Below are 25,957 nucleotides of genomic sequence, written 5' to 3' on the forward strand. Positions count from 1 at the left end.
AGGAAAAACACGTGAAAATACCTCGAATTTATCATGATGAGCACGGCAAGAGTCACTTTGGTGAAGCAGATATCCCTCTGACTGATGGAGGCCCAATAGGCTTACTTTCTGAGAAGATACCCGCAGGTTCGATTATTTTTCGCGAAACACCCGCAGATTATAATTTCAAATGGCACCCTGCACCGGCCCGTCAGTTACTGTTTATTTTGAAAGGTCGCGCAGAATTTACTGTGTCATCGGGTGAACGTCATGTGTTTGGTGCGGGCGACGTTTTGCTGCTCGAGGATACAGAGGGTGAAGGACATTGCAGTCGCGCTATGTACAATGAAGTGCGCCACTCAATCTTTGTTACCCTACCGGATGGCTTCCCCTATTAATCATCAACGCCCTCATTGAGAATACCCGGCTGATTCGATATGAATCAGCCTCGCCCTCATATGGTGCACAGCTGAATTTCAGTTGTTGAAACCTGCTATCACCATCTCGTTAATATTTATACATTTCAGACTGTTACAACCAAACCCAACAAACAGACCAAGTGGTCAGGTTTTTGCTTCAATGTGGTATCCGGTTAAGTTGTTGTGGGAAGTAGTAATACATGTGGGGCAAAAAGGTATGTCATTGGGGCGTTCGGCTTAGTTTAGGGCTGGGCCTGATTAGCTGTGCGTGCGTTGCAGCACCTGATGACATGAATAAGTGGTTCCGGGGCTTTAAACAACAGGCATCACACAAACAGCTTTACCAGTTATTGTGGGCGCTACCAAAAGGCGGTGACTTACATCATCATCTAAGTGGCGCTGGCTTTAGCGAATGGTGGTATGACATTGCCACGTCACCCCAGCGCAATGGCGGCTACGAATACTTCACCAAAACCCGCATCCTGCACTGCAAGGGCTACGGTACCAATGAATTTGGCCCGAATCCGCAGTACCTGCTATTTCGCACTATTCAGGCATCGTCTTACCATGCGTTGTCTGATTGTGAAAAGCAGGAATATCACCCACTCAGTGCGCTGTCGGAAGAGCAGAAACAGGCGTTTCTCAACAGTATTCGGCTCGACAAAGCGCACGAAGGCCGCAATGAGTTTTTTGAAACTCACTGGCAACGACTTAACGAACTGGTGGCCAATCCCCACATTGGTGCCCATATTCTGCTGAAAAATATGCAGGCCTTTGCCAGTGAGGGACTTCAGTACCTGGAAACTCAGGTCAATGTTGACCGTGCGCAAGACAATAAAGGCAACCCGCTATCTCCGGAACAAACACTATCGATTTACTTAGATATGCTGGCAAGTCCCCAAGCCAAAGCCACCGGCGTCACCGTACGTTTTCAATATGCGCTCTTGCGATTTTTACCCAATGCCGAGTCCCATCTGGCCTGGATGTACGATTTTGTCGATCAGCATCGTGACATTTACGTAGGCATAAACATGGTGGGTCGCGAAGACAACGACAAAGGCTACCCGCTGCGTTTTCTTCCGGCCCTGCGAAGTCTACGCCAACGTTACCCGGCAATTAATCTGGCAATTCACGCTGGTGAAGTCGATGAACCAAATCAGCATGTTAAAGACACCTTACTACTAGGTGCTCAGCGTATTGGCCACGGCCTGAATACCATTACTGATCCCGACACCCTGCTACTGATGCGGCATGGCCCCTACCTGATCGAAATTAACCTGATCAGTAACAAACTGCTGGAATACACGCCCGACTTGTCAACTCACCCGTTCCCTGAATATTTGCGCACCGATATTCCTGTTGCCCTTACCACTGACGACAGAGGCATGTGGGACAGTACTTTAACCGACGAGTATTTTGTTGCCGTGCATCATTTCAATTTGTCCTGGACAGAATTGGTGTCGTTAGGGGAAAACTCGCTCAAATACAGCTTTTTGTCTTCTGAAGACAAGCGTAAAGCCCTTGAGCAATACCGTCACCGAGTCGCCGAATTCGAAACAGCCATACTATCGGGGAGCACCGCATTGCCTTCACTTCCGCCTATCAGGGGCTTTATGTGCAACCACTACCCGACACTGTGTGAAAAAGGATAACCCATGTCACAATCTCAGGTTTTATATGGTCTGGAAGACCGCCCCGGCTTTGCAATCAGCCTGACGGCAGCAATCCAGCATGTACTGGCAAGCTTCATTGGCGTGGTCACGCCTACGCTTATAATATCGTCGGTATTAGGTTTACAGGCAGAGGTGCCCTATCTTATCAGTATGGCGTTATTGGCCACCGGGCTCGGGACATTCATCCAGACCAAAGGTATCGGGCCGATAGGCAGTGGACTAGTGGCCGTACAAGGTACCAGCTTTGCCTTTCTGAGTGCGCTGATCCTGGTGGGGAGCACGGTAAAAGAACGCGGTGGCAGCAACGACGATATCTTAGCTATGATGTTGGGCGTGTGTTTTTTTGGCGCGTTTGTTGAAATTATCCTGAGCCAGTTTATCAATCAGATAAAACGCGTGATTACCCCGGTTACCACTGGCGTAGTCATCATTGCTATAGGCATCTCACTAATAAAAGTGGGCATGACGGACCTGGCTGGCGGGTTTAATGCCGATGCGTTTGGCAGCGTGGAGAATCTATCGCTGGGTCTGGGCGTATTATTAGTGATAATTTATTTTAACGCCTGTAAAAACCACTGGCTGAGGTTATCAGCTATTTTTATCGGCATGGCCATGGGGACTGTGGTTGCCTTTTTTATGGGCATGACAAATTTCTCCGGCCTGGTAGATTTGCCTTGGTTCAGCGTCCCTCACCCGTTTAAATACGGCATTAATTTCGAGTGGGACTTGTTTTTACCCATTGCGCTGATTTACTTCTTTACTGCTATTGAAACCGCAGGCGACCTGACTGCCAACAGTTTATTCTGTAAGCTACCCATCACAGGTGAGCGCTACCTCAAACGGATCCGTGCAGGCATTTTGGGTGATGGTGTCAACTCGCTGATTGCAGCAATATTGTGCACGTTTCCCAACACCACTTTCGGGCAAAACAACGGCGTGATCCAAATGACTGGCATTGCCAGTCGTAAAGTAGGCTGCTTTGTCGCCGGCGTCTTTATGGTTCTGGGCCTGTTTCCCTTTATCGGTGCATTACTGCAGGTGATCCCGAAACCAGTTCTGGGCGGAGCAACACTAGTTATGTTTGCCATGGTTGCTGTTGGCGGTGTAAAAATCCTCACCAGCGAACCCCTCAATCAGCGAAACAGCCTGATCACCGCCTGCTCTCTGGGTATGGGATTAGGTGTAATGATGGTAGGCAATGTCGTATCTCAATTACCCAGCTGGCTCGGCAACTTGCTCACCTCCCCCGTTACCACAGCCGGACTGACTGCAATTATTTTATCCATTATTCTGCCAAATCAGGCCTCGGCACCTACGCCTGTAACCTCTGAATCGTAAAGAAACACAGTCTTAGCCTGATGCTGCGCGGAGCAGTATCAGGCCATTAACCCTCACCTTCCAGGCTTAAATCGTAAAGAAATGATGACACTGTTGAAGAACTAAACACTGGTCTTACGTTTATGGTGCATTTAGAATCCGCGCCTCACCGCATTGGTGCATTCAGGCATGGATATTAGAAGCTTTAACATTTCGCTTACAATCCCATTCTTTGCCATTGATTTTTTATTCCAAAATATCAATCACTTACACTCAACTCAAATCCTGACCACATGGACAGGATTCTGGCATCAAATCTGCAACACCGCAGCCGTAAAGCTAGAACGTTTATTACTCACAAGAACTCTTATACTCGAGGAACACCATGAAAACCACTAACTTCAGTGTGGCGCCTATCGCGCGTGCCGTCACGACCGGGTTATTGCTTCTCGCCCCTGTAGCGGGTTTCGCACAGGAAACACCCAGTGACGCAGAGATCGAAAAGATCGAAGTCAAAGGCTCACTAGGCAGCTTGCCTGGACAGGACGTTGAAGCCGTTTTCGGATTTGGAAAATCTATTTTAGAAACGCCTCGCTCAGCATCAACAATCAGTGACGAGCAAATGGAGCGTTTCAACGTATCAGATATCGACGAACTGGTTGCATTTGCACCTGGTACGTTTACCCAATCATTCTTCGGCGTAGCGGGCTCACTTGATATCCGTGGTAATCCTGGTGAGGCTTACTTCCGTGGTATGAAACGCCTGGATAACCCGGGTAACTACCCTACACCAATCGGTGCTTCAAGCCGTATCGATATCGTTCGCGGTCCGGCATCGCCTATTTATGGCCCGTCAAAAATCGGTGGTTACCTGAACTTTAACCCTAAATCGGCACGTGCTTCTTCAGGTCAGTACCTGGACACGCCTACCGGTGCGCTTTCTTACACCCATGGAACCTGGGATAAGAGCATTATTACCGCTGAAGTCGGTGGTCCTGCCAGCATCGGTGGCAAGGAAATGGGTTATTACGTATATGGTGAAGTTGAGAACTCAGGTTCTTACTACGACAACACCGATACCGACCAGTCAATCATTCAGGCATCATTCAACATCGACCTGACTGATAACCTGCGCGTTGAATTTGGTGGTATGTACCACAACTATCAGGGTAACCAGGTAGCTGGCTGGAACCGCCTGACGCAAGAATTGGTCGATAATGGCACCTACATTACCGGTACTGCGCAACCACTGGATACCGACGGTGATGGTTCTATCTCGCACGAAGAATACGGTGCAGTTAACCTTGCCGGTGCCGGTTTCTTCTACGTACCAGCCGCATCGTTTACTGATGCAGACGCGCTGCCTCTGATGAACCTGGAAAACGTAGGCACTACCACACTGAAAGGTAACCAAACGTTAGTTGCGCCAGATGACCAGTTAGGCAACAAAGCCACTACCCTTTACTTCGATGTCATCTATTACGCGGGCGACTGGGAAATCAAAAACCAGTTGTTCTACGATGCCTACGACAACATTAACGAAAACGCTTACGGCTTCTCGCAGTTCCACGACAGCTGGGTTGTTGAAGATAAAGTGGTATTCTCAACGGATGTGGAAACAGGCTCACTGTTCGCACAGTTCCAGATTTCACCGTCAATCCGTTATACCGATTTCTTACATGGCGACGACTTTACTTACGAGTACTTTAACCGCCGTGACCTGACTATGCCGTCAAGCGCTCTGGACCGTCGTTTACTGGCAACCCGTTCTGGCATGAACTACGACAATTATGACGTGGGTAATTACCTGGATCTGGGTTTCGCCGCCATGACAGACTTGACCTGGGACTGGGGTTTGAACATCGTGTTGGGTGCCCGTTATGACACCATCGATATTGAAACGACCTCTCGTCAGGACCTGCTGCTGCCAGGTGCGCGTGAAGATGCGGATGTTACTACACCAATCTCACTTGATGAAACGGTTGATGGTGTATCCTGGAACGCCAGTATCTCTTACACAACCCCAATTGGTTTGATCCCTTATATCACTATGGCTGAACAAGCTACATTGGTTGCCGGTCAGGGTGCTGAAATTAACTACGGTCAGTTGGGTAACGCTGATGGCAGTGGTGCATTCGATACCTCTGAGCTGCTTGAATACGGTGTGAAAGGTTCATTCCTGGATGAGTCACTGTACTTTGCCCTGTCAATTTTTGAACAGGAGCGTACCGACTACAACACCCAGAATACAGTTACCAACAACACCACAAACAACCAGGGTCTGGAATTTGAACTGCGTTGGGTAGTGAACGAAAGCCTGGTACTGTCTGCCGGTTACTCGAACGTTGAGGTTGTTAACCTGACGGCGTTGGAAAACGGTTCACAGTTCGGATTCCTGGGTGCAGAAGACCTGGTTAACCTGACCGACCCGTCACTGGTATTCGGTGGTAACGTTATCGGTCTGAACCTGGTTGGTCCGGGCACTAACAACCCGAAAGGCCTGAAAGCCGGTATGCCGGAAAACATCTACACGCTGACTGGTACCTACGACTTCCAGAATGGCTATGCAGCCAGCTTGAGCGTTATCGATGTTGATTCAGTGTCTTCAGGTTTCTCAGGAGCGGTTACGCTGCCTGCTTATACCCTGGTTAACGCGGGTCTGTCTTATCAGGACGAAAACTTCGGGGTTAACCTGACAGTGAAGAACCTGACGGATGAACGCTACTTCCGTGCGAACTTCCCGGACTTGTTCGGTAGCCAAATCGTACTACCAGAACTACCTCGTCACTTTAATGTGAAGTTCTCTTACAAGTTCTAATAAGTTGTGAACAAGTAAATCGTAAAGGCATGCTCTGGCATGCCTTTTTTATGGAGTACAGTATGCGATTATTATCAATTTTAGCCACGTTATTTCTGTTAACCGCGTGCCAGCCACCAGGGCCAGGCCCAGGTGAACACGGCCCCGGTTTCGAGGGCGGTATGCCGCCTCCTATGCCCGCACCGTTAAAAATAAAAGCGGTTGTGGTTACCATGTTCGAAATGGGCGAAGACACCGGCGACAAGCCCGGCGAATTCCAGTTTTGGCGCGAGCGCTATGGGTTAAGCGAGCGATTTGCTTTTCCTCAGTCTTTCCACGATATCTACTTCAACCGGGATAAAGGCGTATTAGGCATCGTGACGGGTATGGGTATAAGCCGGGCGTCATCTGCCATTATGGCACTGGGCCTCGACCCTCGCTTCGACCTGACCCAGGCCTACTGGCTGGTTGCCGGTATTGCAGGCATTGACCCGGAAGACGGCTCAATTGGCTCAGCGGTGTGGGCTGACTATTTAATTGACGGCGATCTCGCGCATCAAATTGATGCCAGAGAAATCCCGGCAGACTGGAAAACCGGTTACTTTCCATTATTCGCTAACGCGCCCTATCCTGACAACGGCGGCGAAAATGTCGCCCGCAATGGCGAAATGTTTCAGCTTAATACCCGTCTGATTGACTGGGCGTTTAATCTGACAAAAGACATCAGCTTAAGCGATACACCCGCTATGCAAGCCTTACGTGGACAGTATATCAGTATGCCGAACGCGCAATTGCCGCCCAAAGTCATGCGCGGCGATCACATGGCCGCGTCGACATTCTGGCATGGCAAACTCTTTAATGACTGGGCGAATGACTGGACGCGTTTCTGGACCAACGGCAAAGGCAATTTTGTGACCTCGGGCATGGAAGATACCGGAGCCTATCAGTCGATGGTGTATTTAGAGCAGGCCGGGAAAGTGGATAAATCCCGCTTTATGGTACTCCGGACCGCCAGTAATTTCACCATGCAACCTGACGGTTTAACCGCTGCGGAAAACCTGGCAGCTGAGAGCACCGGTGCGGGTTACGCGGGCATGAGGCCATCACTGGAAGCGGCTTTTGTGGTTGGTAGTACCGTGATTGACGACATCGTCTCTAACTGGGAAACCTATCAGTCAACACTTCCGGGCAATACTGACTAGCTTTAGCCTCTAAGTCTCTCAGTCTCTGGGGTTTCAGCACGAAAAAGGCCTGCTTCGCGCAGGCCTTTGCATTTATTGAGCAGTTATTTCGCCGCTATTGAGCGGCTAGCGCATCTATTTTCCTGAGCCAGTGATTTTTCTCATCAGTAGGTAAAAAAGACGCAACAAAACTGTTTTTTACCAATTTTACTAACTGAGATTCGTTCATAGAAAGATGCGTCATCAGCGCGCGATAATTGTCGTTCAGGTAACCGCCAAAATAGCTCGGATCATCCGCATTCACGGTCACACACAGGTCATCGTCGAGCAGTGACAGAATATTGTGATCCTTCATGTGGTCGAACACACACAGTTTGATGTTACTTTGCGGGCAAACCGTCAAAGGCATACCTTCATCTTTCAGTCGCTGCATTAACGAAGCGTCTTCAACGCACCGCACGCCGTGGTCAATACGATCAACATGCAGTAAATCCAATGCCTGCCAGATGTACTCAGGAGGCCCCTCCTCACCCGCATGCGCTACACATTTAAAGCCCAGAGCGCGCGCCGCAGCAAACACCTTAACGAATTTTTCCGGTGGGTTACCCAGCTCTGAACTGTCCAGTCCTACCGCTTTGATCATGGGGTAATACGCTCTTGCCTGATTCAGGGTGTCGATGGCGTCTTTCTCAGAAAGGTGACGCAGGAATGACATGATCAGATAAACCGAGATTCCCCATTTCTGTTTAGCGTCCTGAATAGCCCGTTCAAAGCCGGGCATAAAGACATCAAAGCCAACCCCTCTGCTGGTATGCGTTTGCGGATCAAACATGATTTCAGCATGTACCACATTGTCATCATGACAACGGGTCAGGTAGGCCATCATTAACTGATAAAAATCGTCTTCATCCCTCAGGACATCAGCGCCCTGATAATATAAATCTAAAAAGCTCTGCAAATCCTCGAACTGATACGCCGCTTCAATGTCGGCAATCGAATCATAGGGTAGCGAGACCCCGTGTTTGCTTGCCAGATTCCACATCATTGCAGGTTCTAACGATCCTTCTATATGCAGATGTAATTCCGTTTTTGGCAATGCATGTATTAATTTAATTAAATTCATGAGTTCCTTAATGGCTAACGAGCGCACACATAGTTAGCAATATCACCATTTTGGTGCAATCCTACCCGCTTCTGTGCCAAAATATGCAACAATAAACGGGTTTATTATGACGTTCATCTCAATGAATAAACGCTTTTTGTTATTACTTCCGGAGTCTAGCAGATCTCGCACCAACTCATTGACTAAATGGTCAGTTTTTTGCTTGTGTTCCGATAATACCGATTCATAAACAACTACTATAAAGAGAATATCTATGTCTTCCCCGCTGATTGAGCGCCTTTTCAAACTCCAGGCCCATGGCACAACCGTAAAAACAGAGGTGATTGCCGGTTTAACTACCTTCGCCGCCATGTCATACATATTGGTAGTGAACCCAGGCATTCTTGGCCTCAGCGGAATGCCAGCTGCAGGGTTGATTACCGTTACCGCACTGGCAGCCTGCCTGGGTACACTACTGATGGCCTTTATGACAAACTACCCTATCGCGCTAGCGCCGGGTATGGGTCTGAATGCCTTCTTTGCCTTTACTATTTGCATGACGCGGGAAGTGCCTTGGGAAGCAGCCCTCGGTATCGTATTCTGGAACGGCATTTTATTTTTGTTACTCACCCTCACCGGGGTGCGCACGCTGATAGCAGAGGCTATTCCGCCATCGCTGAAAATTGGTGTGCAGTGCGGTATTGGCTTGTTTATCGCGTTCATTGGTCTGAAAAATGCGGGATTGATTGTCGCCAACCCGGCCACGTTCGTGACCATAGGTGATTTATCAGACCCAGCTGTCATGCTGGCATTGGCGGGTATATTACTTACCGTTGTGCTGGTAATGAAACGCGTCACAGGTGGCATTTTGTTGTCCATCGTATTGCTGACCCTGATTGGTACGCTGATCCCTACAGAAACCGGCACGCTTACCGCTACGCCTGATGCCATTGTCGGTATGCCCGAGCCTATCAGCGATACCTGGTTTGCAATGGATATTATGTATCCCATTGAACATTTTGCAGAAACCTGGGATCTGATTTTCGCCCTGATGTTCGTTAACATGTTCGATACTATTGGCACGCTGATTGGCGTATCACGTCGCGCAAACCTGTTAAATGAAGAGGGTAAACTGCCCAAAATCGGTAGCGCTATGACAGCCGATGCCACGGCCAGTGTTGTCGGTGCTGCACTGGGCACCTCACCGGTTACCAGTTACGTTGAATCAGCCGCCGGAGCTTCAGCGGGCGGCCGAACCGGTCTAACCGCAGTAGTCGTGGCTATTTGCTTTTTATTAGCCCTGTTTCTGACGCCGTTGATGAAGGTCATCCCGTTAATGGCCACAACACCGGCACTGGTTATGGTTGGAATTTTAATGATGGAGTCTATTCGTCATCTGGAGTTCGATGATCTGGGCGCGACAGCGACCGCCGTCGTGGCATTAATGGCGATGCCACTAACGTTCAGTATCAGTGAAGGTATTGCGCTGGGCTTTATCACTTATGTAGGTGTAAAACTGGGTGCCGGCAAATACAAGGAAATCAGTGTCATCACTTACCTGTTGGCCGGTGTGTTTATACTTCGGTACCTGCTCGGGTTATAAATCGGAATCTACACAAACGGGGCGAAAGCCCCGTTTTTCTTACCCCTGAGAATTATAGAGGAAAGTGTGTTTGCCAGTGACGGGCAATCTCTTCCCGGGTACACAGCCACACGTTGTCGTGTCCCTGCACATACTCTACAAAGCGCTTGAGCGCCGCAAACCTTGCCGGGCGACCCACGATACGATTGTGCAAACCAATCGATAACATTTTCGGTTGAGAAGCCCCTTCCTCGTAAAGTACATCAAAGGCATCTTTCAGGTAGGTGTAAAATTGATCGCCGCTGTTAAACCCCTGCGGGGTACCAAATCGCATATCGTTGGTATCCAGCGTGTAAGGCACCATCAGCAACGGCTTGCTGTAATGTTTGTCATAATATGGCAGGTCATCGGCGTAGGAGTCAGCGCAATACAAAATGTCATCACGCTCAGCCAGTAACGCCAGTGTATTGGGGCTGGTGCGACCGGTATACCAGCCAGCAGGTTTTTTCCCGGTCAGTGACTCGTGGATGGCAATGGAAGCCTCCATTTGCGCACGCTCTTCCTCAATAGGCATTGACTGATAATGAATCCAACGCATTGCATGACTGGCAATTTCCCAGTCTGCATCGAGCATGGCTTTCAGCGCTTCGGGATGACGCTGCAGCGCCATGGTAACGGCAAAGACGGTGACGGGTATGTTCGCTTCGGTAAACAATTTATGCAGGCGCCAGAATCCGGCACGGCTGCCGTATTCGTAAATCGACTCCATGCTTAAATGGCGATCCGGATAAGGCTGTGCGCCAATAATCTCAGACAGAAAAATTTCAGAGTGGCTGTCACCATGCAACACACAGTTTTCTCCGCCCTCTTCATAATTTAAAACAAATTGCACTGCAATGCGTGCGTTCCCCGGCCATTTGGGATGCGGTGGGTTAGCGCCATAACCGACTAAATCACGTGGATATTCGCTCATTCCGATGCCTCCAGGTATTTTTGCGGTACCGCCAGCCCACAACCAGTCAGAACCAAATGCACAAGTTGTCGGGTTGCTTCATCAAAATCAACGCGTTTCATGGCTTTGCCACGCAAGCTGCTGATCTGCGCCGAGAAGTCTGCATAATGCTGAGTACAGGCCCAGATATGAAACAGCAGGTAGGTGGGATCGACCGCTTGCATTCTGCCCTGCTCAATCCAGCTGTTAAGAATGGCCACGCGCCCGTTCATCCACGCCACGTGTTCGTTGCGGAAAAACTTATTCAGGTATGGCGCACCATTCAGCACTTCCATGGCAAAAATTTTGGATGCCAGCGGATGCGTGCGGGACATCGTCATTTTCTCAGCAATGTAATCAGCCAGTGATATCGCCGGGTCGTCTTCACTGGTCACCTTGTCGAAGCGGGAGTTCCAGGTCGACATGATGTCTTGCAGCAAAGCGACGTACAGACCTTGCTTAGACTTAAAGTAATAAAGAATATTGGTTTTGGGCAACCCTGCCTCGTCAGCAATTTGTTGCACCGATGTTCCCTTAAAGCCATGTGTTGCGAAGGCTTTTTCAGCAGCGGCCAGAATCTTACGTTTATTCTTGGCACCAATACTGCCTTCCATTTTTGATTTGCTTACCATCGATACCACTTTTTTTAATTAAACTCGTTCACACCCAGCAAAATCCTGACCAATTAGTCATCATTTTTGCATAATTCAGTTTAAGAGCTGAAAACTGCTCAGAAAGAGATTTTTTATTTCGCGTGAATCGTACCACAAATTTTGAATATGTTTAGCGATATAAACAGACGTGCAGCACGCGTCTGACCAGTAATTCTTTTAAAAAATCTGACCATTTGGTCTACTTTTTGAATGTATTATGCTTATAATGTTCGACAACTCCCGGGGGCGAGCCCCCTACTAGCTGGCTCGGAGCCAACAATGATTGAATTTTTACTTAATAATGAACCGGTTAGCTTAGAAGAATGCGAAACAGGGATGTCCGTACAGCAATTTCTTCGTCAGCAAAAGCAGCTGACCGGCACCAAAGAAGGCTGTGCCGCGGGCGATTGTGGTGCATGCACGATCGTTCTTGGTGAATTGACCGCAGATGAAAGCGGCTTGCAGTACCGAACCGTGAACAGCTGTATAACTCTATTGGCGAATTTACATGGCAAGCAAGTGATCACCGTTGAGCACTTGTCTGATGGAAAGCAGCTACATCCGGTACAGCAGGCATTGGTTGACCATCACGGCAGTCAGTGCGGCTTTTGTACGCCGGGTATCATAATGTCGATGTTTTCGTTGTATCACAGCGACGCTGAGCCTACCCGCGAAACGGTGAACAAGTCACTATCGGGAAACTTATGTCGATGTACGGGCTACCGCCCTATTATTGATGCAACCACAGAGGTGTGCGAGCGTCGCCAGCCAGATGCTTTCACGCAAAAACAGCTACAGACTCTGTCACAGCTCAAAGACATCCAGGCAAAGCACACCGAGGTTTTCGCAAATGGCGTTCATTTGCCTGAAACCCGCGAAGCCATGGCTGGTCTGCTGGCGGCTTACCCGGATGCCCGTCTGGTCGGCGGCAGCACCGACCTGGCGTTAGAGTCAACGCAACAACTGAAGTCACTGCCAGAACTCATCAGTACTCAGCGGATGAAGGATTGTAAACAGATCACTGTAACAGACGAACAGGTAACTGTTGGCGCTGCGTTACCACTCAGCGATATCGACCCGGTATTGGTTGCGCATTTTCCAGCCCTGCACGAGTTGATAGAGCGCTTTGCTTCCTTGCCAATCCGTAATCAGGCTACATTAGGGGGGAATGTTGCCAATGCTTCGCCGATTGGCGATATGCCCCCTGTTTTACTGGCATTGAACGCCACTATCGAAGCCGACGATGGCCATGAGACTCGTCTGCTACCGGCAAGCACATTTTTTACCGGTTACCGTCAAACCCAACTGCGCAAAGGCGAATGGATCAAAGCAATTCATTTTCCACGCTTGCAGGCGAACACGCAGTTACGTGCCTACAAAGTCTCCAAGCGACACGAAGACGACATTTCTGCTGTCTGTGCAGTGTTTGCTGTTACCTTGGAAAATGGCATGGTCGCGGCGATTAACTCTGGCTTTGGCGGCGTGGCCGCAACGCCAGTAAGTTGTGATGCGCTGGCCGAGCAGTTAATTGGCCAACCCTGGCAGGCTGAAGCCACTCGCCAGCTCGGCAAACGTATTCTTACCTCAGCGTTTAATCCCATTGACGATGTGCGTGCCAGTGCCGCCTATCGCAATCAGGTACTGGGCAATTTATGGCAGCGTTTCTGGTTTGAAACCCAATCAGCATTGCTGGTAACAACACGGGTGCCTCATTATGCGTAAACTAATCGAACAACCACAGCGCCAGGACAATGAATCTCCCCTGTTAAAACCCACGAAGCATGAGAGTGCGATCCGTCAGGTAATGGGCAGTGCGCGCTACGTAGATGACATCCCGGTGCCGGCAGATATTGCCTATGCTTGTGTAGGCGTTACCGATGTAGCCAGCGGTACATTGACGTCTCTTGACCTGACTAACGTAAAGCAGGCCCCTGGGGTAATTGATGTCATCACGGTTGCAGATATCCCTGGTCATACTGACATTGGACCGGTATTCGAAGGTGACCCAATATTAGTAGACAGTGAAGTTAAATTTCACGGTCAGCCCCTATTCGCAGTACTGGCTGCAACAGAAGAGCAGGCACGAGTAGCGGCGACGCTCGCCACATTTACCATTCAGCCGTCAGCTGCAATCCTGACCGCTGAAGACGCGCTGTCTGCCAACAGCACCGTGCGCCCACAACACCAATTTGGTCAGGGTGACGCAGAGCAAGCCCTGCAACAAGCGCCATTGACCGCTGAGGGCACCCTGAGTGTCGGTGGCCAGGAGCATCTCTATCTGGAAGGTCAGGCAAGTCTGGCCTTACCCGAGGAAGATGATCGGGTCATGATTTACACCTCCAGTCAGCACCCCAGTGAAGTTCAGAAGCTGGTCGCTGAAGTGCTCGGCGTTAAACTGCATAAAGTGACAGTGGATATGCGACGTATGGGAGGAGGCTTTGGCGGTAAAGAATCTCAGGCCGCACAATGGGCGTGTCTGGCCGCGGTGTTTGCCATGCGTCAACGCAGAGCGGTGAAAATGCGGCTGCCTCGTATGTTGGACATGCAGGTAACTGGCAAGCGCCACCCTTTCGAAAACACCTTTAAAATCGGCTTCGATAACGACGGCAATATGTTGGGCGCAGACATTACTGTTAATGGCATTTGTGGTCACTCTCCAGACCTGTCTGACGCCATTGTTGACCGTGCGATGTTTCACGTCGACAACGCCTATCAGCTAGGCGCAACCGCTATTACCGGAAACCGGTTGAAGACCCACATGGTTTCTCATACTGCCTTTCGTGGTTTTGGTGGTCCGCAAGGCATGATCATGGCTGAGTTAATGATGGATGTCGTTGCCAGGCAAACCGGGCTTGATCCATTAACCGTGCGTATGCAGAATCTGTATAGCGAGTCAAAAGGCCTGACTACCCCCTATGGCATGACGCTAGAGCAGAACATTCTGCCTGCACTGATGACCCAATTAACGGAATCCAGTCAGTATTGGCAGCGCAGAGAGAAAATAACTGCGTTTAATCAGCAAAGCCCGATCATTAAAAAGGGCCTTGCACTGACGCCCGTTAAATTCGGTATCTCTTTTACCGCCAAACACCTTAATCAGGCGGGTGCACTGATACACATCTACACCGATGGCAGCATTCAGGTCAATCATGGTGGAACCGAGATGGGACAGGGCCTCCACACGAAGATAGGTCAGATTGTCGCCCATGAGTTCGGTGTTGAGCTAGACAATATCGAGGTGACTGCCACGCGCACTGATAAAGTACCCAACACCTCGCCTACCGCGGCTTCAAGCGGTACAGATCTAAACGGTAAAGCGGCGCAAAATGCCTGTTTAACCCTGAAGTCTCGTCTGGCTGCACTGTTTGCCGACACGCATGGAGTGGCAGAGGAAGACGTCGTGTTTGCCAATGGTTATGTCACTGCAGGCGCGCACAACATCGCTTTTGCAGAGCTGATTCAACAGGCCTACATGGCGCGTATTTCACTGTCGGCCACCGGTTACTACCGCACCCCCAAGATTTATTATGATCGCGAACAAGGCACGGGCCGCCCGTTCTTTTATTTCGCCAATGGCGCAGCGGTATCAGAAGTCAGTGTTGACACCCTGACAGGTGAATACACAGTAGATGCCGTGGATATATTGCACGATGTCGGTACTAGTCTGAACCCGGCTATTGATCGCGGGCAAATAGAGGGCGGCTTTATTCAGGGAATGGGTTGGCTGACAACCGAAGATCTGCGCTGGAACCAAGACGGCAAACTGATCAGCAATAATCTTGCTACGTATAAGATACCGGCCGTAGGCGATACCCCGCAACACTTTAACGTGTCGCTGTTTGATCGTCCCAATGCCGAGGATAGCATCTACCACTCCAAAGCGGTCGGCGAACCGCCGTTTATGCTGGCTATATCCGTGTGGTGTGCCATCAAAGATGCGGTGGCCAGCCTGGCAGATTACCAGAAGGATCCGGACATCGCGGTACCGGCGACCCCAGAGCGCGTGCTGTCGGCAATTACGGCATTAACGGAGAACAATGATGCATCAGCCTGAACACACTGTAGCGCCACCTCACTGGCAAATTCAGCGCTGGTTTGAAGCGGTGACTCACTGTGAGCGCACCGCTGAACCCTATGCGCTTATTACAGTATTGACTACTGCAGGCTCTACCCCGCGGGAACAAGGCACCAAGATGGTTGTCACACCCGACCGCCAATTTGACACCATTGGTGGTGGTCACCTGGAATTCAAAGCGATAGCATTGGCGCGTGAGGCGTTGGCAAACGCGGCGCAACAGCGCACCAATCATCAACAATTACACGCGTTTCCACTGGCCAGCGCGCTGGGGCAATGCTGCGGCGGTGCCGTTAAGCTATTAATTGAGACCCATGTCAGCCACCAGCAGGTCGTCGCCCTCTTTGGCGCAGGTCATGTTGCTCAGGCGCTTATCCCTATTATTGCGCAACTTCCGGTACAGGTTCGGTGGATTGACAATCGCGAGTCGCTTGTCCCTCAGCATGCGCTACCTGCCAACGTACAGTTTGTACTGGACGACTCCCCTACCGGCGAAATTGCCTTATTACCGGCTGACAGCTGGGTAATCATTATGACCCACGACCATCAGCTCGATTTTGAACTTGCTGAGAAAGCTCTTAAACGTCCTGACCTGCCGTATATTGGCATGATAGGCTCTGACACTAAAACACGTCGTTTCCAACAACGGCTTATGGCGAAAGGCATACCAGAAAGTCGACTTGGTGATTTTTACTCTCCTATTGGCGAGTCATCTGTCCCCGGGAAATTACCCATTGAAGTGGCGGTGTCGGTAAGCGCTCAGCTGATTCAACGCTTACACAGCTCGCAAACCAACTCGACCGCCAGTCAGCAAACGCAACAGGAATATCATGACGCTTGAACAACTTAATAGCATGACAGCGCAAGAAGCCTATCAGTGGTTTGAAACCACCTGTAGCGCTTCCAACTGGTGTCATATAATGGTGGCCAACCGCCCATACGACAGCGTAGAAGCGGTGAAAGAAACGGCTCAGACAATCTGGGCGACTATGGACACCAAGGACTACCTGGAGGCATTTGACGGACACCCGATGATTGGCGATGTAAACAGTTTACGCGCTAAGTATGCCAATACGCAGGCCACCGCCGCTTCTGAACAACAAGGCGCTCAGCATGCCAGCGAAGCGACGCTGCAACAGTTGCATGAACTCAATCACGCATACAAAGACAAACACGGCTTTATTTTCATCATTTGTGCAACTGGCCTGAGTGCAGACACGATGTTGCAAGCCCTTAAAGCAAGACTGCCAAACCAGACGCAAATCGAATTGCAAAACGCGGCCGAACAACAGATTAATATTACGCTACTGCGCATTGGTAAAGGCCTTACTCCAGCGCAGCACAACAGTGGGACTACTTCATGATCACATTATCCAGTCATGTACTCGACACAACTGCTGGCAAGCCTGTAGCAGGACTGCCCGTTACACTCACCTGCCCTGACGGCCGTCAGGTTACCGCTGAAACCGACGCCGATGGCCGTTGCAAGCAGTGGGCTGACATCCAGTTTGAAGACGGGACTTATCAGTTGCGCTTTCATTGCAAGGATTACCTGGTAAGCACGCATGGTGAGTCGTTTTACCCGTTTGTTGACATCCATTTCACCATGGCATCTTCGGGCAATCACTATCATGTGCCCCTGTTGATCTCGCCTTTCGGTTTTAGCAGTTACCGGGGTAGCTAGTGTCAGACAAGCAGTTAATTCGCGGTGCCGTTCACCACTTCCCCGTGGCAACGAACGACTACCACACAGATATCGAGCAGTTTCGCGACGGTGGGTTGCTTATTGAGGCAGGTAAAATTGCCGCAACCGGCGAATACCAGGCGCTTCGCGTGCTACACCCTGATGCGTCCGTAACCGATTATCGGGACTGCCTGATCTTACCCGGCTTTATAGACACGCATCTGCACTTTCCGCAGACCGAGATCATCGCTAAGTACGGTGAGCAATTGCTGACCTGGCTGGACAATTACACCTTCCCCGCCGAGCAACAGTTCAGCGATGAGGACTACGCAACCAAAATGGCCGATGTGTTTCTGACCGAGTGCTTAAAGAACGGTACGACCACAGGCATGGTGTATACCAGTGTTCACAAAGCCTCGGCAGAAGCCCTGTTCCGCGCAGCCAGCGAACGCAATATGCTTACCATTGCAGGTAAAGTCTGTATGGACCGACACTGCCCGGACTGGCTGCAGGATACCGCAGCAACGGCGCAGGCCGACAGTGCAGCCCTGATTGATGCCTGGCATGGTAAGGGGCGTAATTACTATGCGTTGACGCCGCGTTTTGCCCCCACCAGCACACCGGCCCAAATGGCGGCGTTGGGTGAACTGGCTCAACAGTACGACGACGTATTTATTCAAACGCACCTGTCTGAAAACCACGACGAAATCGCCTGGGTAAACACCCTGTATCCGGATTGCGAGGATTACCTGGCGGTGTACGAGAAATACCATATGGTGCGCAAACGCGCGGTGTTTGGCCACTGCATTCATTTATCGGACAGTGAGTGGCAGCGCATGGGTGCTCAGGGTGCTATTGCCGCATTTTGCCCGACCTCAAACTTATTCCTGGGCAGTGGTCTGTTTGATATGGCCAAAGCTAACCAGTTTAACGTGCCGGTGACTCTGGCTACCGATGTTGGCGGGGGCACCAGTTTCAGTATGCTCAAGACCCTCGGCGAGGCCTATAAAATCTGTCAGCTAAAACAGTATAAGTTGTCAGCGCTGGAGGGCCTTTACAAGCTCACCCAGGGCGCAGCAGTCAGCCTGGGATTAAGCGATAAAATTGGTAACTTTAATACCGGCAGTGATGCCGACTTCGTTGTATTGAATCCGCGTTTCGATACGCTTACTTCACTGCGAGTTGACGACCCGACTTCGGCAGAAGATGCGCTCTTTGCGTTGACCATGCTGGGTGACGATCGGGCAACTGTCGCAACCTGGGTTGCAGGAAAACCCGTTTACCAAAAACAGGAGTGTTCAGATGCCTTGGCTTGATTGGCTATCTTTGTTTGTTCGCTGGTTTCACGTTATTGCCGGGGTAGCCTGGATAGGCGCATCATTTTATTTTATATGGCTCGACAACAGTTTAGAGACCCCGCCTGAATGGAAGAAAAAGCAGGGGATCAAGGGTGATCTGTGGGCCGTGCACGGCGGTGGCTTTTATGAAGTAGCCAAATACGCTTACGGGCCGCAGACCATGCCCAAAACCCTGCATTGGTTTAAGTGGGAAGCTTACTCAACCTGGCTCAGTGGTATCGCATTGCTGATCATTGTGTACTACTTTGCTGCCGCGGCTTACTTAATCGACCCTGCAGTAAAGAGTATGAGTGAGGCGGAAGCTATATTGCGTGGCATCGCCTTAATTGCAGGCGGCGCCATTATCTATGAAACAGCGTGCCGGACCAAACTAGCCAACTACCCAAAGGTGTTTGCCATTGCGTTAGTGGTAATGCTGGTTGTAGTGAGCTATCTGGCGACCCATTGGTTTAGTGGACGCGGTGCCTATATTCACGTGGGTGCGCTGATCGGTACCATCATGGTTGCCAACGTGTGGCTAAATATCATGCCCGCCCAGCGCAAAATGGTGAATGCCGTCGCCAATCAACAGCCGATAGATCCTGCCTGGGGCGCGGGAGCAAAGCTTCGCTCAGTACACAATAACTATCTGACGCTGCCCATACTATTTATCATGATCAGCAACCATTACCCTATGACATACCAGCATCCGCAAAACTGGCTGGTATTAGTTGCTCTCATGGCGGTGGCAGCCTGGATTCGTCACTTTTTTAACTTACGTCATGTGGGTAAAGTGAAGCCGTCAATTCTGATTTCAGGTGCGATTGGTATGCTGGCCATTGCGCTTTGGGTGTCGTGGCCGCGAACTGCGCCGGTAGTTACTGCACATAGCGAGTCTAACGCTGCGGCGGAAACAACCGAACCGACCAATGCCCAGCCACAACCTGTAACCGAATTGGATAAGCAGATTATGGCTTTGGTAGAAACACATTGTCAGGGGTGCCACGCGAGTAGCCCTACCGATGATATTTTTCGCGTTGCACCATTAGGTGTGAAGTTTGATAACTGGGAGCAAGTCACCAGACAAGCGCCGCAAATCATACATCGCACTACAGTGACCCGCGATATGCCGTTTCTGAACAAATCCAATATGACGGATGAGGAACGGGCGGTAATTGCCAGTTGGGCACAGCAATAGTAACAACAGCCATTTTACTGTAGTTTGCGGAGCATAAACGCCCGCAAACTGCAGCCTGAAGCTGCTAATTATTCACAAGTCAAGGGCTTTTTCACGCCCTTGACCTGGTACATGCTCTGATCCGCCTGCTCTATCCAGCTTTGGATATCTTCAAATTGCGGTAACCACTGAGATATACCAATTGAACAATAAATCGCAACGCTTTCGTTTTGATCACTTTTCACCTCAAGCGGCGTTTCGAATAAGCGGTTTAGCACCACCTGTGCTTCGTGTTCTTCGGTATCTCTTAGCAGCAACAAGAATTCATCACCACCGTAGCGCCCGACAGTATCATTTGAACGCATGGTCGACGTAAGCCGCTCTGCCAACGCTTTTAACGCCAAATCACCCACATGATGTCCGTATTTATCGTTAATGGTTTTAAAGTCGTCCAGGTCAATAAACGCGAGAGTGGAAGTGGTTTTACCATTGACCCGTGATAGTCGTTTGAGTTCATCTTCTACCTGACTCAAGCATTCCCGACGGTTGTCTATCCCCGTCAGGCCATCTGTTCGAGACAGCACATTGAGTTTATGGTTTGCCGACTTGAGGGCTTCCTGAAGGTGTTTATCTTTGCTGATGTCATCGGCTGTGATAACGACGCTGGTTGTTTTGCCTTCCAAATCGCGAATTAACTGACCACGCTCTCGAATATATCGCAATGAGCCATCGTCGCGCATAACCCTGTATTCATGAACCCAGGGCTCGTCAATGTGGTTGGCATAGTGTTGTTTTATACGGTCGCGATCGGCGACGTGAATGTGTCGAATAAAACTGGCCGGGTCGTCATACATTTCCTTTCCCGCCCGTCCCCAAATCTGGGTGTAGCCTTCATTCAGGTAGATTAATTGCTTTAAGTCAGGCGTTGTAACCCATACAACCATGCGGTCTGACAACGCACTGACAATCAGTCGAAAGGTTTCCTGAGACTGCTGGTACCGGGCTTCAAAGCGTTTTTTCTCATCGATGTCTTCTACCACCGACACAAAATACTGAGGCTCACCCTGTTCGTCCCGGACAAGCGTAACGGTAAGCTTGCCCCATATCGTTTGACCATCCTTATGCACATAGAGCTTTTCCATTTGATAGGAGTCATAAAACCCATCAATCAGTTCGCTGACGTGTTGTAAGTCGTTGTCTAAAAAATCTGGGTGGGTAATATCCTGAAAATCGAGTTTGACCAACTCCTCCTGGCTGTAGCCAAGAAAGCTGCTCAGGGCCTTATTCACCCGAATAAAATCACCTGTTGGGCTTACATGCGCTAACCCAATTCCACATTGCTCAAACGTTGACTGAAATACATCTGATTGAACCACTTCTGCCATGAATTCCTCCGCTCTGTTGAGCTATTGCAAAAAACTAAAGACCCATCTTCAATTTTTTGACATCCTTTTTTAGTAATCGATCCCGTTTTGTATTCAATACTGCTTGTTAGATATACGCTTGCCCCAAAGCATTTAAGCTTCATTGATGAGTGGCAACCGAATTAAAAAACATGTGCCGGTTGGCCCGGTTGACTCTAGTAATAACTCGCCACTGTACTGCTCGATAATGGCCCTTGAAATGGATAATCCCAGCCCGGTACCCAAACCGACAGCTTTGGTCGTGAAAAAGGGATCAAAGATACTGGCCTGGACCTTTTCATCGATACCTGTGCCATTGTCTTTGATTCTGCATTCAATGTGCGCCGAATCTTCGGTCACTGCAATATTTATCTGACCAGAGCCCTGATTCACGGCCTGAATAGCATTCGTTACAATGTTAATTATGACCTGTGCCAGCTGATTGGCATTGGCGTTTACGGTTGCCGACTCCAAATCAGTATCAAAGTAGATATCAACAATATTTTTAGCCTGAGTACGGACGATTGTAAGTGCCTGTCGAATGACGGCTAGGAAGTCCAGTGATTTCGTGGTCTTATCGTCCGGGTGTGAGAAAGCTTTCAGGTTTTGAATGATATCTGTGGCCCGACGCATACCATCCAAAGATTCATCAACTAAATCCACGGTATCGGTCAGAATATAGTCCAAATCCGCTGATTTAAATTGCGACTCCAGCGCGGAAGTTGCACTGCTAGCTTGTCTGGCGAACTGCTCAATACGGGACACGTAATCATGTAAACTCGACAAATTGCTGTTAATAAAGCCCAGAGGATTGTTGAGCTCATGAGCAACGCCAGCCGCAAGTTGCCCGAGCGCCGCCATCTTTTCCTGATGGATCATACTGCGCTCAATTCTGGCCCGTTCTGCCAACAAAGCTTCTTTTTCTGACATCAGGCTGCGTTTTTCAAACTGGGACAAGGTGTTGGCGACGAATGCACTAAACGAGACAAACACCTCTTCGTATTGCTTTGAAAAGGCGCCAATCTGACATTCAGAAATAAGCCAGATGTACTCCGCTTGCGCCGTATTAATTGGGTGGATCAGTACTGATTTAGCTTCAGGCAACCATTTTCCTATCTGAGACTGCCAGTCCGGAACAAGATTTACATTCGACAGATTCACCGTATGGTCAAAGAAATTGGTCAAATCACAGAATCGCAGGGGGCCGGACTCACCTTTATCGTGCCGTCGACACACTGGTACAACGGTACTTTGCTGCACGTCGTGTTGGGCAATAAGTATCTGATCGCAAGGCAGGATGTTACTTATCACATCAAACAACCTGGCGAATACTTCGTCATGATTTTCAGAACACAGTATTGCGTCCAGCCCTTCCAGCATCAGCCGATTGATTTTTTTGAAGCGGCTTAACTGTGCGTTCTCATAACTGAGTTGTTGAATGGTTTCGTGGAGTCTTTCTATATCTGTCACGTGACTTTATCCAAACACCGTAGCCGAAATCATCAAATTTCCATGCCGACTCTTGCCATCGGGGAAACACCCTTGCTCACCAAACGTAAAGGCAACCAAAAATGGCAGACCTTGTGCTTTTTTAAGTATAGACGCGTGAATCGTTTCCAGCTGATCTTTTACAGCCAACATGCAACCACCACAGAACACCAACAGTAATCCTTTCGGTCGGGTTTCGTAATTCAGTTCGTGAGTCCGCAATACCACTTCAGTCACTTCAGCTGCCCGGGAAATTAAATTGTGCTGTTCCCCCTGCATGAGGGTAAGTATGTCACCTTGTTTTACCGTTGCGAACAGTTCCAGACTGTTGTCATCGTTCAACTTTGAAGGATGACTCAGAAGCGGGATAGGATCTGATTTACAGCCCTTATGCCGGCCTAACGGGAAATAAGTACTGTCCGACAGAATACTGCCAGGTTTAAGCGGTGGATGGCCGTATTCTTGCAGCCAATGATTATACACCTCGCCTGCAGGCTTGTTGTCTAAGGTGTAAATAACTCGCCCTTCAACAGCTGTAACCTCAGCCTGGGTTTGCGTAGAGGTATACCCTGAGCTGAAATAACAGGATACCGGCTCCTCGGTATACATGGCGGCAATGACAAGCCCGTTGCTATACAAATGCTCACCATCAAACTGCACCCATTTACCTTCGATAGCGTTGTCTGCACTCGAACCACCAAAAATAGGAACCGAGTTACCCAGCACAGTTTGTACCCCGTCCAGTACGGCTTCTTCCTGTCCGGGAGCCTGAATGATCCAAACCAGGCTGGGCATTTCTCCGAGTCGATTAGCCCGCTGCATCGCAGTGACAATGGTTGCTCCTGCTAACTCAGTTGCATTGCCATTGCTAATATCACACGACGCAACGCCAATTGCCCCCTGAGTATTTTGCAATGACATAACGTGGACAAAGCTGTCGCCCAGATCGGTTCCCAAATGGCTCATGGCCCCTAAACAACTGGAAGACGCAATCCAGTTAGTTTTATCTGATACTGCATCTGATAACGCAGTAATTGCATTGACATCACCAAAGGCTATATTTAAGTCAGCGCTGTTAACATCATTATTGTGTAGTTCATCGGCAAATTGCTCTGTGTCAATCAATCCAATGCGCCTAACATTTATTTGCATACTGCAGACTCCACATCACGTCACAAATGTCGCATTTGACACCTTAATAACATGCAATTTTCAATTTATATTGATTTATATAGGTTAATGTCGGTAAACTTGCAATATAATTTGGTATATATATTTATAACTTAAAAAGCCAGAAGCAGTAAGTCAGGACGAATAGTTTGGCCGGATGCCATCACAGATTCTGGGCAGGCAAAGCAATTGTGATGAATAAAAATTATGCAGTATTTATTGATGATGACGATTTAATGCTGAAAGCCATTCGGCGAACGGCAAAGCGATTGTTTCCTGACTGGCAGGTCTCCTTAATAGAAGCACCAAAGGAGTGGCAAGCGAAAATTGATACTGCCCCATCTCCCGATATTGTTTTCTGCGATTATCGCATGCCACAAATTACAGGCGCCGAAATCCTGAAAAGCGTCGCCAAAAACTATCCCTTGGCAATTCGTGTGTTAGTTACTGGCGATACCAGTGATGAGGCCATCGTAACCTGCAATCAGGTAGCGCACACGTTGCTGGCTAAACCGTTTACCGACGAGCAGCTTATCGAATTCCTGGAACACGTTGCGACACTGAAGGCACTCAACCTGTCGACGGATGAACGACGTCTGATATGCCAGTCCAGCCAGATACCAGTATTACCTGATGTAGTAACACGCTTGCGAGAAGCATTGGCAAATGATCAGAGCGATCTCCCTCACCTTGCCGATATTGTTAGTAAAGAGCCCATTATCGCTGCCCGATTACTACAGATGGCGAACTCCGCTTATTTGGGTTACCACCGGGCCACCGATTCACTCGAAGAAGCCATAGCCAGAATTGGCACACAATTGCTGCACGCCATGACAATGAGTTTTTCAATTGAAAAGGCCACTGAGCATCTGCTTACCGCTAACGCCCACCAACAAATTTGCCAGTATACGGAGCAATACGCGCAAGTGACTCGACGTGTTTTTATGAGGCTGTCGAACAACAAAGCTCAGACCGAACGCGCATTTATCTGTGCGGTGCTGAGTGGCATTGGCAGATTAGTCATGGCAGCACTGGCTGAGTCTGATCGCTCTGCTTACGACGAGTTTTGCAACACCCACAAGCAACCCGCCATGTTAATCAGCGCCTTTTTACTTACGCTATGGTGTTATCCGGATAATTTGCATGAAGAGTTATTGCAGGTACAAGCTAGCCCAGTAAATCCTGACATCAGCATTGCTCAAACGTTATTGTTAACACAACAATATCTTTGTCATAGAGATGACAATGAAGCGATGGAAGAGTGGTTGTCCACCCTGCCTGCTGTTTATGCCGAGGCGTTTAGTGCTGAGGGAGAAAAGTAACCTTTTACTACGCTGACAAGCTTTCAGCTACGGCGCGGGTATTCACATTAATCAACTCTTTGTTGTGTCCGGTAAACGGTATTGAACGTGCATTACAACACGCCAATACAGCACGCAAAGCGACACTGGGTTTGTCGTTAATTAATGTCTTAAGTCTAGGTGTGAATTGACGGGAAATAGGAATGGCAACCGGAAAATAAGCGTTGTCATAAAAACATGCTCGTTGAGTGTGTTTAGCCGTTTCCAACAATTTCTCAAGGCTTTTGACTTCCAGGCATGGCATGTCGACAGGCAAAAATAACGCGGTTCCCGTAAAAGATTCCGCTAACTGCAACAGCACATCGGCGATGGCCCGCCCGGGACCGTGAAGCGTTGTTTGTTCCTCAAAGGTGCCATACGGTCCTCCCAGCACATAGTGCGCGTGAAGGGGCGCTGTATCCAGTAGTTGCCGGGCGATATCGAGCATGGCACGCCCGTTTATGCTGACAGTGGATTTGTCCTGTCCCATTCGGGAAGACAATCCCCCTGCCAGAATAAAGCCCAGCTGTCTGTACTGCAGTGTCGACGTGTCCTGAACACCAGATACAGCGCACATGATGACCCCTAA

20 protein-coding genes and 1 pseudogene are annotated in these 25,957 nt (G+C 49.4%); 14 read left to right on the forward strand and 7 right to left on the reverse strand.

Going from position 1 to position 25,957, the window contains the following annotated elements; all coding sequences use genetic code 11:
* The first annotated feature begins 11 nt into the window (after window positions 1-11).
* The 5 genes and pseudogenes from BUB81_RS18865 to BUB81_RS18885 form a co-directional block, all read left to right on the forward strand.
* Complete coding sequence (locus BUB81_RS18865; RefSeq protein WP_073324917.1) at window positions 12-377, forward strand: AraC family ligand binding domain-containing protein; 366 nt, start codon at window positions 12-14, stop codon at window positions 375-377.
* Window positions 378-688: 311 nt separating this feature from the next.
* Entirely contained in the window at window positions 689-2,050 is a 1,362-nt protein-coding gene (locus BUB81_RS18870; protein ID WP_139241638.1) for an amidohydrolase family protein, read from the forward strand.
* Between the two features lie 3 nt (window positions 2,051-2,053).
* Window positions 2,054-3,409, forward strand: coding sequence for a uracil-xanthine permease family protein (locus tag BUB81_RS18875; RefSeq protein ID WP_073324919.1), 1,356 nt, complete (start codon window positions 2,054-2,056; stop codon window positions 3,407-3,409).
* 364 nt (window positions 3,410-3,773) lie between these two features.
* The gene (locus BUB81_RS18880) at window positions 3,774-6,206 is read left to right on the forward strand and encodes a TonB-dependent siderophore receptor (protein WP_073324920.1); all 2,433 of its coding nucleotides are present in this window, start codon (window positions 3,774-3,776) and stop codon (window positions 6,204-6,206) included.
* A gap of 50 nt (window positions 6,207-6,256) precedes the next feature.
* Window positions 6,257-7,372 (forward strand): annotated as a pseudogene (locus tag BUB81_RS18885) (cupin domain-containing protein); the annotation flags it as partial.
* 109 nt (window positions 7,373-7,481) lie between these two features.
* Here the strand turns inward: BUB81_RS18885 and BUB81_RS18890 are convergent.
* Entirely contained in the window at window positions 7,482-8,489 is a 1,008-nt protein-coding gene (locus BUB81_RS18890) for an adenosine deaminase (RefSeq protein ID WP_073324922.1), read from the reverse strand.
* Window positions 8,490-8,742: 253 nt separating this feature from the next.
* On the opposite strand from BUB81_RS18890, the gene BUB81_RS18895 reads away from it, so the two are divergent.
* Window positions 8,743-10,071, forward strand: a complete 1,329-nt coding sequence (locus BUB81_RS18895; RefSeq protein WP_073324923.1) for an NCS2 family permease — start codon at window positions 8,743-8,745, stop codon at window positions 10,069-10,071.
* A gap of 52 nt (window positions 10,072-10,123) precedes the next feature.
* On the opposite strand, the gene puuE is transcribed toward BUB81_RS18895, so the two are convergent.
* Both puuE and BUB81_RS18905 read right to left on the reverse strand, forming a co-directional pair.
* Window positions 10,124-11,023, reverse strand: coding sequence for an allantoinase PuuE (gene puuE, locus BUB81_RS18900; RefSeq protein WP_073324924.1), 900 nt, complete (start codon window positions 11,021-11,023; stop codon window positions 10,124-10,126).
* Window positions 11,020-11,673, reverse strand: a complete 654-nt coding sequence (locus tag BUB81_RS18905; protein WP_073324925.1) for a TetR family transcriptional regulator C-terminal domain-containing protein — start codon at window positions 11,671-11,673, stop codon at window positions 11,020-11,022. Before BUB81_RS18905 ends, puuE begins: the two co-directional genes overlap by 4 nt.
* A gap of 300 nt (window positions 11,674-11,973) precedes the next feature.
* Here BUB81_RS18905 and xdhA point away from each other — a divergent pair, with 300 nt between their 5' ends.
* Genes xdhA through BUB81_RS18940 form a run of 7 tightly spaced genes read left to right on the forward strand, consistent with a single transcriptional unit; the run spans window position 11,974 to window position 19,988 of the window.
* Window positions 11,974-13,416 carry a xanthine dehydrogenase small subunit gene (gene xdhA, locus BUB81_RS18910; protein WP_073324926.1) on the forward strand — a complete coding sequence of 481 codons (1,443 nt, stop codon included), beginning with the start codon at window positions 11,974-11,976 and terminating at the stop codon, window positions 13,414-13,416.
* Window positions 13,409-15,748 (forward strand): xanthine dehydrogenase molybdopterin binding subunit, encoded by a 2,340-nt coding sequence (gene xdhB / locus BUB81_RS18915; RefSeq protein WP_073324927.1) that lies wholly within the window; start codon window positions 13,409-13,411, stop codon window positions 15,746-15,748. Before xdhA ends, xdhB begins: the two co-directional genes overlap by 8 nt.
* Window positions 15,732-16,610, forward strand: a complete 879-nt coding sequence (xdhC, locus tag BUB81_RS18920; RefSeq protein ID WP_245819288.1) for a xanthine dehydrogenase accessory protein XdhC — start codon at window positions 15,732-15,734, stop codon at window positions 16,608-16,610. The genes xdhB and xdhC overlap by 17 nt, the downstream gene beginning before the upstream one ends.
* Entirely contained in the window at window positions 16,600-17,133 is a 534-nt protein-coding gene (uraD, locus tag BUB81_RS18925; RefSeq protein WP_073324929.1) for a 2-oxo-4-hydroxy-4-carboxy-5-ureidoimidazoline decarboxylase, read from the forward strand. The genes xdhC and uraD overlap by 11 nt, the downstream gene beginning before the upstream one ends.
* Window positions 17,130-17,453 carry a hydroxyisourate hydrolase gene (gene uraH, locus BUB81_RS18930; RefSeq protein ID WP_073324930.1) on the forward strand — a complete coding sequence of 108 codons (324 nt, stop codon included), beginning with the start codon at window positions 17,130-17,132 and terminating at the stop codon, window positions 17,451-17,453. Before uraD ends, uraH begins: the two co-directional genes overlap by 4 nt.
* Entirely contained in the window at window positions 17,453-18,769 is a 1,317-nt protein-coding gene (gene guaD, locus BUB81_RS18935; RefSeq protein ID WP_073324931.1) for a guanine deaminase, read from the forward strand. Before uraH ends, guaD begins: the two co-directional genes overlap by 1 nt.
* Complete coding sequence (locus BUB81_RS18940) at window positions 18,756-19,988, forward strand: urate hydroxylase PuuD (protein ID WP_073324932.1); 1,233 nt, start codon at window positions 18,756-18,758, stop codon at window positions 19,986-19,988. The genes guaD and BUB81_RS18940 overlap by 14 nt, the downstream gene beginning before the upstream one ends.
* Before the next feature lie 68 nt (window positions 19,989-20,056).
* On the opposite strand, the gene BUB81_RS18945 is transcribed toward BUB81_RS18940, so the two are convergent.
* From BUB81_RS18945 to BUB81_RS18955, 3 genes are all read right to left on the reverse strand, one after another.
* Entirely contained in the window at window positions 20,057-21,352 is a 1,296-nt protein-coding gene (locus BUB81_RS18945) for a diguanylate cyclase (protein WP_073324933.1), read from the reverse strand.
* A 132-nt stretch (window positions 21,353-21,484) separates the two neighbouring features.
* Window positions 21,485-22,840 carry a sensor histidine kinase gene (locus BUB81_RS18950; protein WP_073324934.1) on the reverse strand — a complete coding sequence of 452 codons (1,356 nt, stop codon included), beginning with the start codon at window positions 22,838-22,840 and terminating at the stop codon, window positions 21,485-21,487.
* 6 nt (window positions 22,841-22,846) lie between these two features.
* A complete protein-coding gene (locus BUB81_RS18955) occupies window positions 22,847-24,010 on the reverse strand; it encodes an FIST signal transduction protein (RefSeq protein WP_073324935.1) in 1,164 nt (387 codons plus the stop codon).
* Window positions 24,011-24,222: 212 nt separating this feature from the next.
* Here BUB81_RS18955 and BUB81_RS18960 point away from each other — a divergent pair, with 212 nt between their 5' ends.
* Window positions 24,223-25,350, forward strand: a complete 1,128-nt coding sequence (locus BUB81_RS18960) for an HDOD domain-containing protein (protein WP_073324936.1) — start codon at window positions 24,223-24,225, stop codon at window positions 25,348-25,350.
* 7 nt (window positions 25,351-25,357) lie between these two features.
* Here the strand turns inward: BUB81_RS18960 and mobA are convergent, their stop codons facing one another.
* Window positions 25,358-25,945, reverse strand: a complete 588-nt coding sequence (gene mobA / locus BUB81_RS18965; RefSeq protein WP_073324937.1) for a molybdenum cofactor guanylyltransferase — start codon at window positions 25,943-25,945, stop codon at window positions 25,358-25,360.
* Window positions 25,946-25,957 lie beyond the last annotated feature (12 nt).

This window comes from Marisediminitalea aggregata, assembly GCF_900129565.1.
Classification (GTDB): Bacteria; Pseudomonadota; Gammaproteobacteria; order Enterobacterales; family Alteromonadaceae; genus Alteromonas; species Alteromonas aggregata.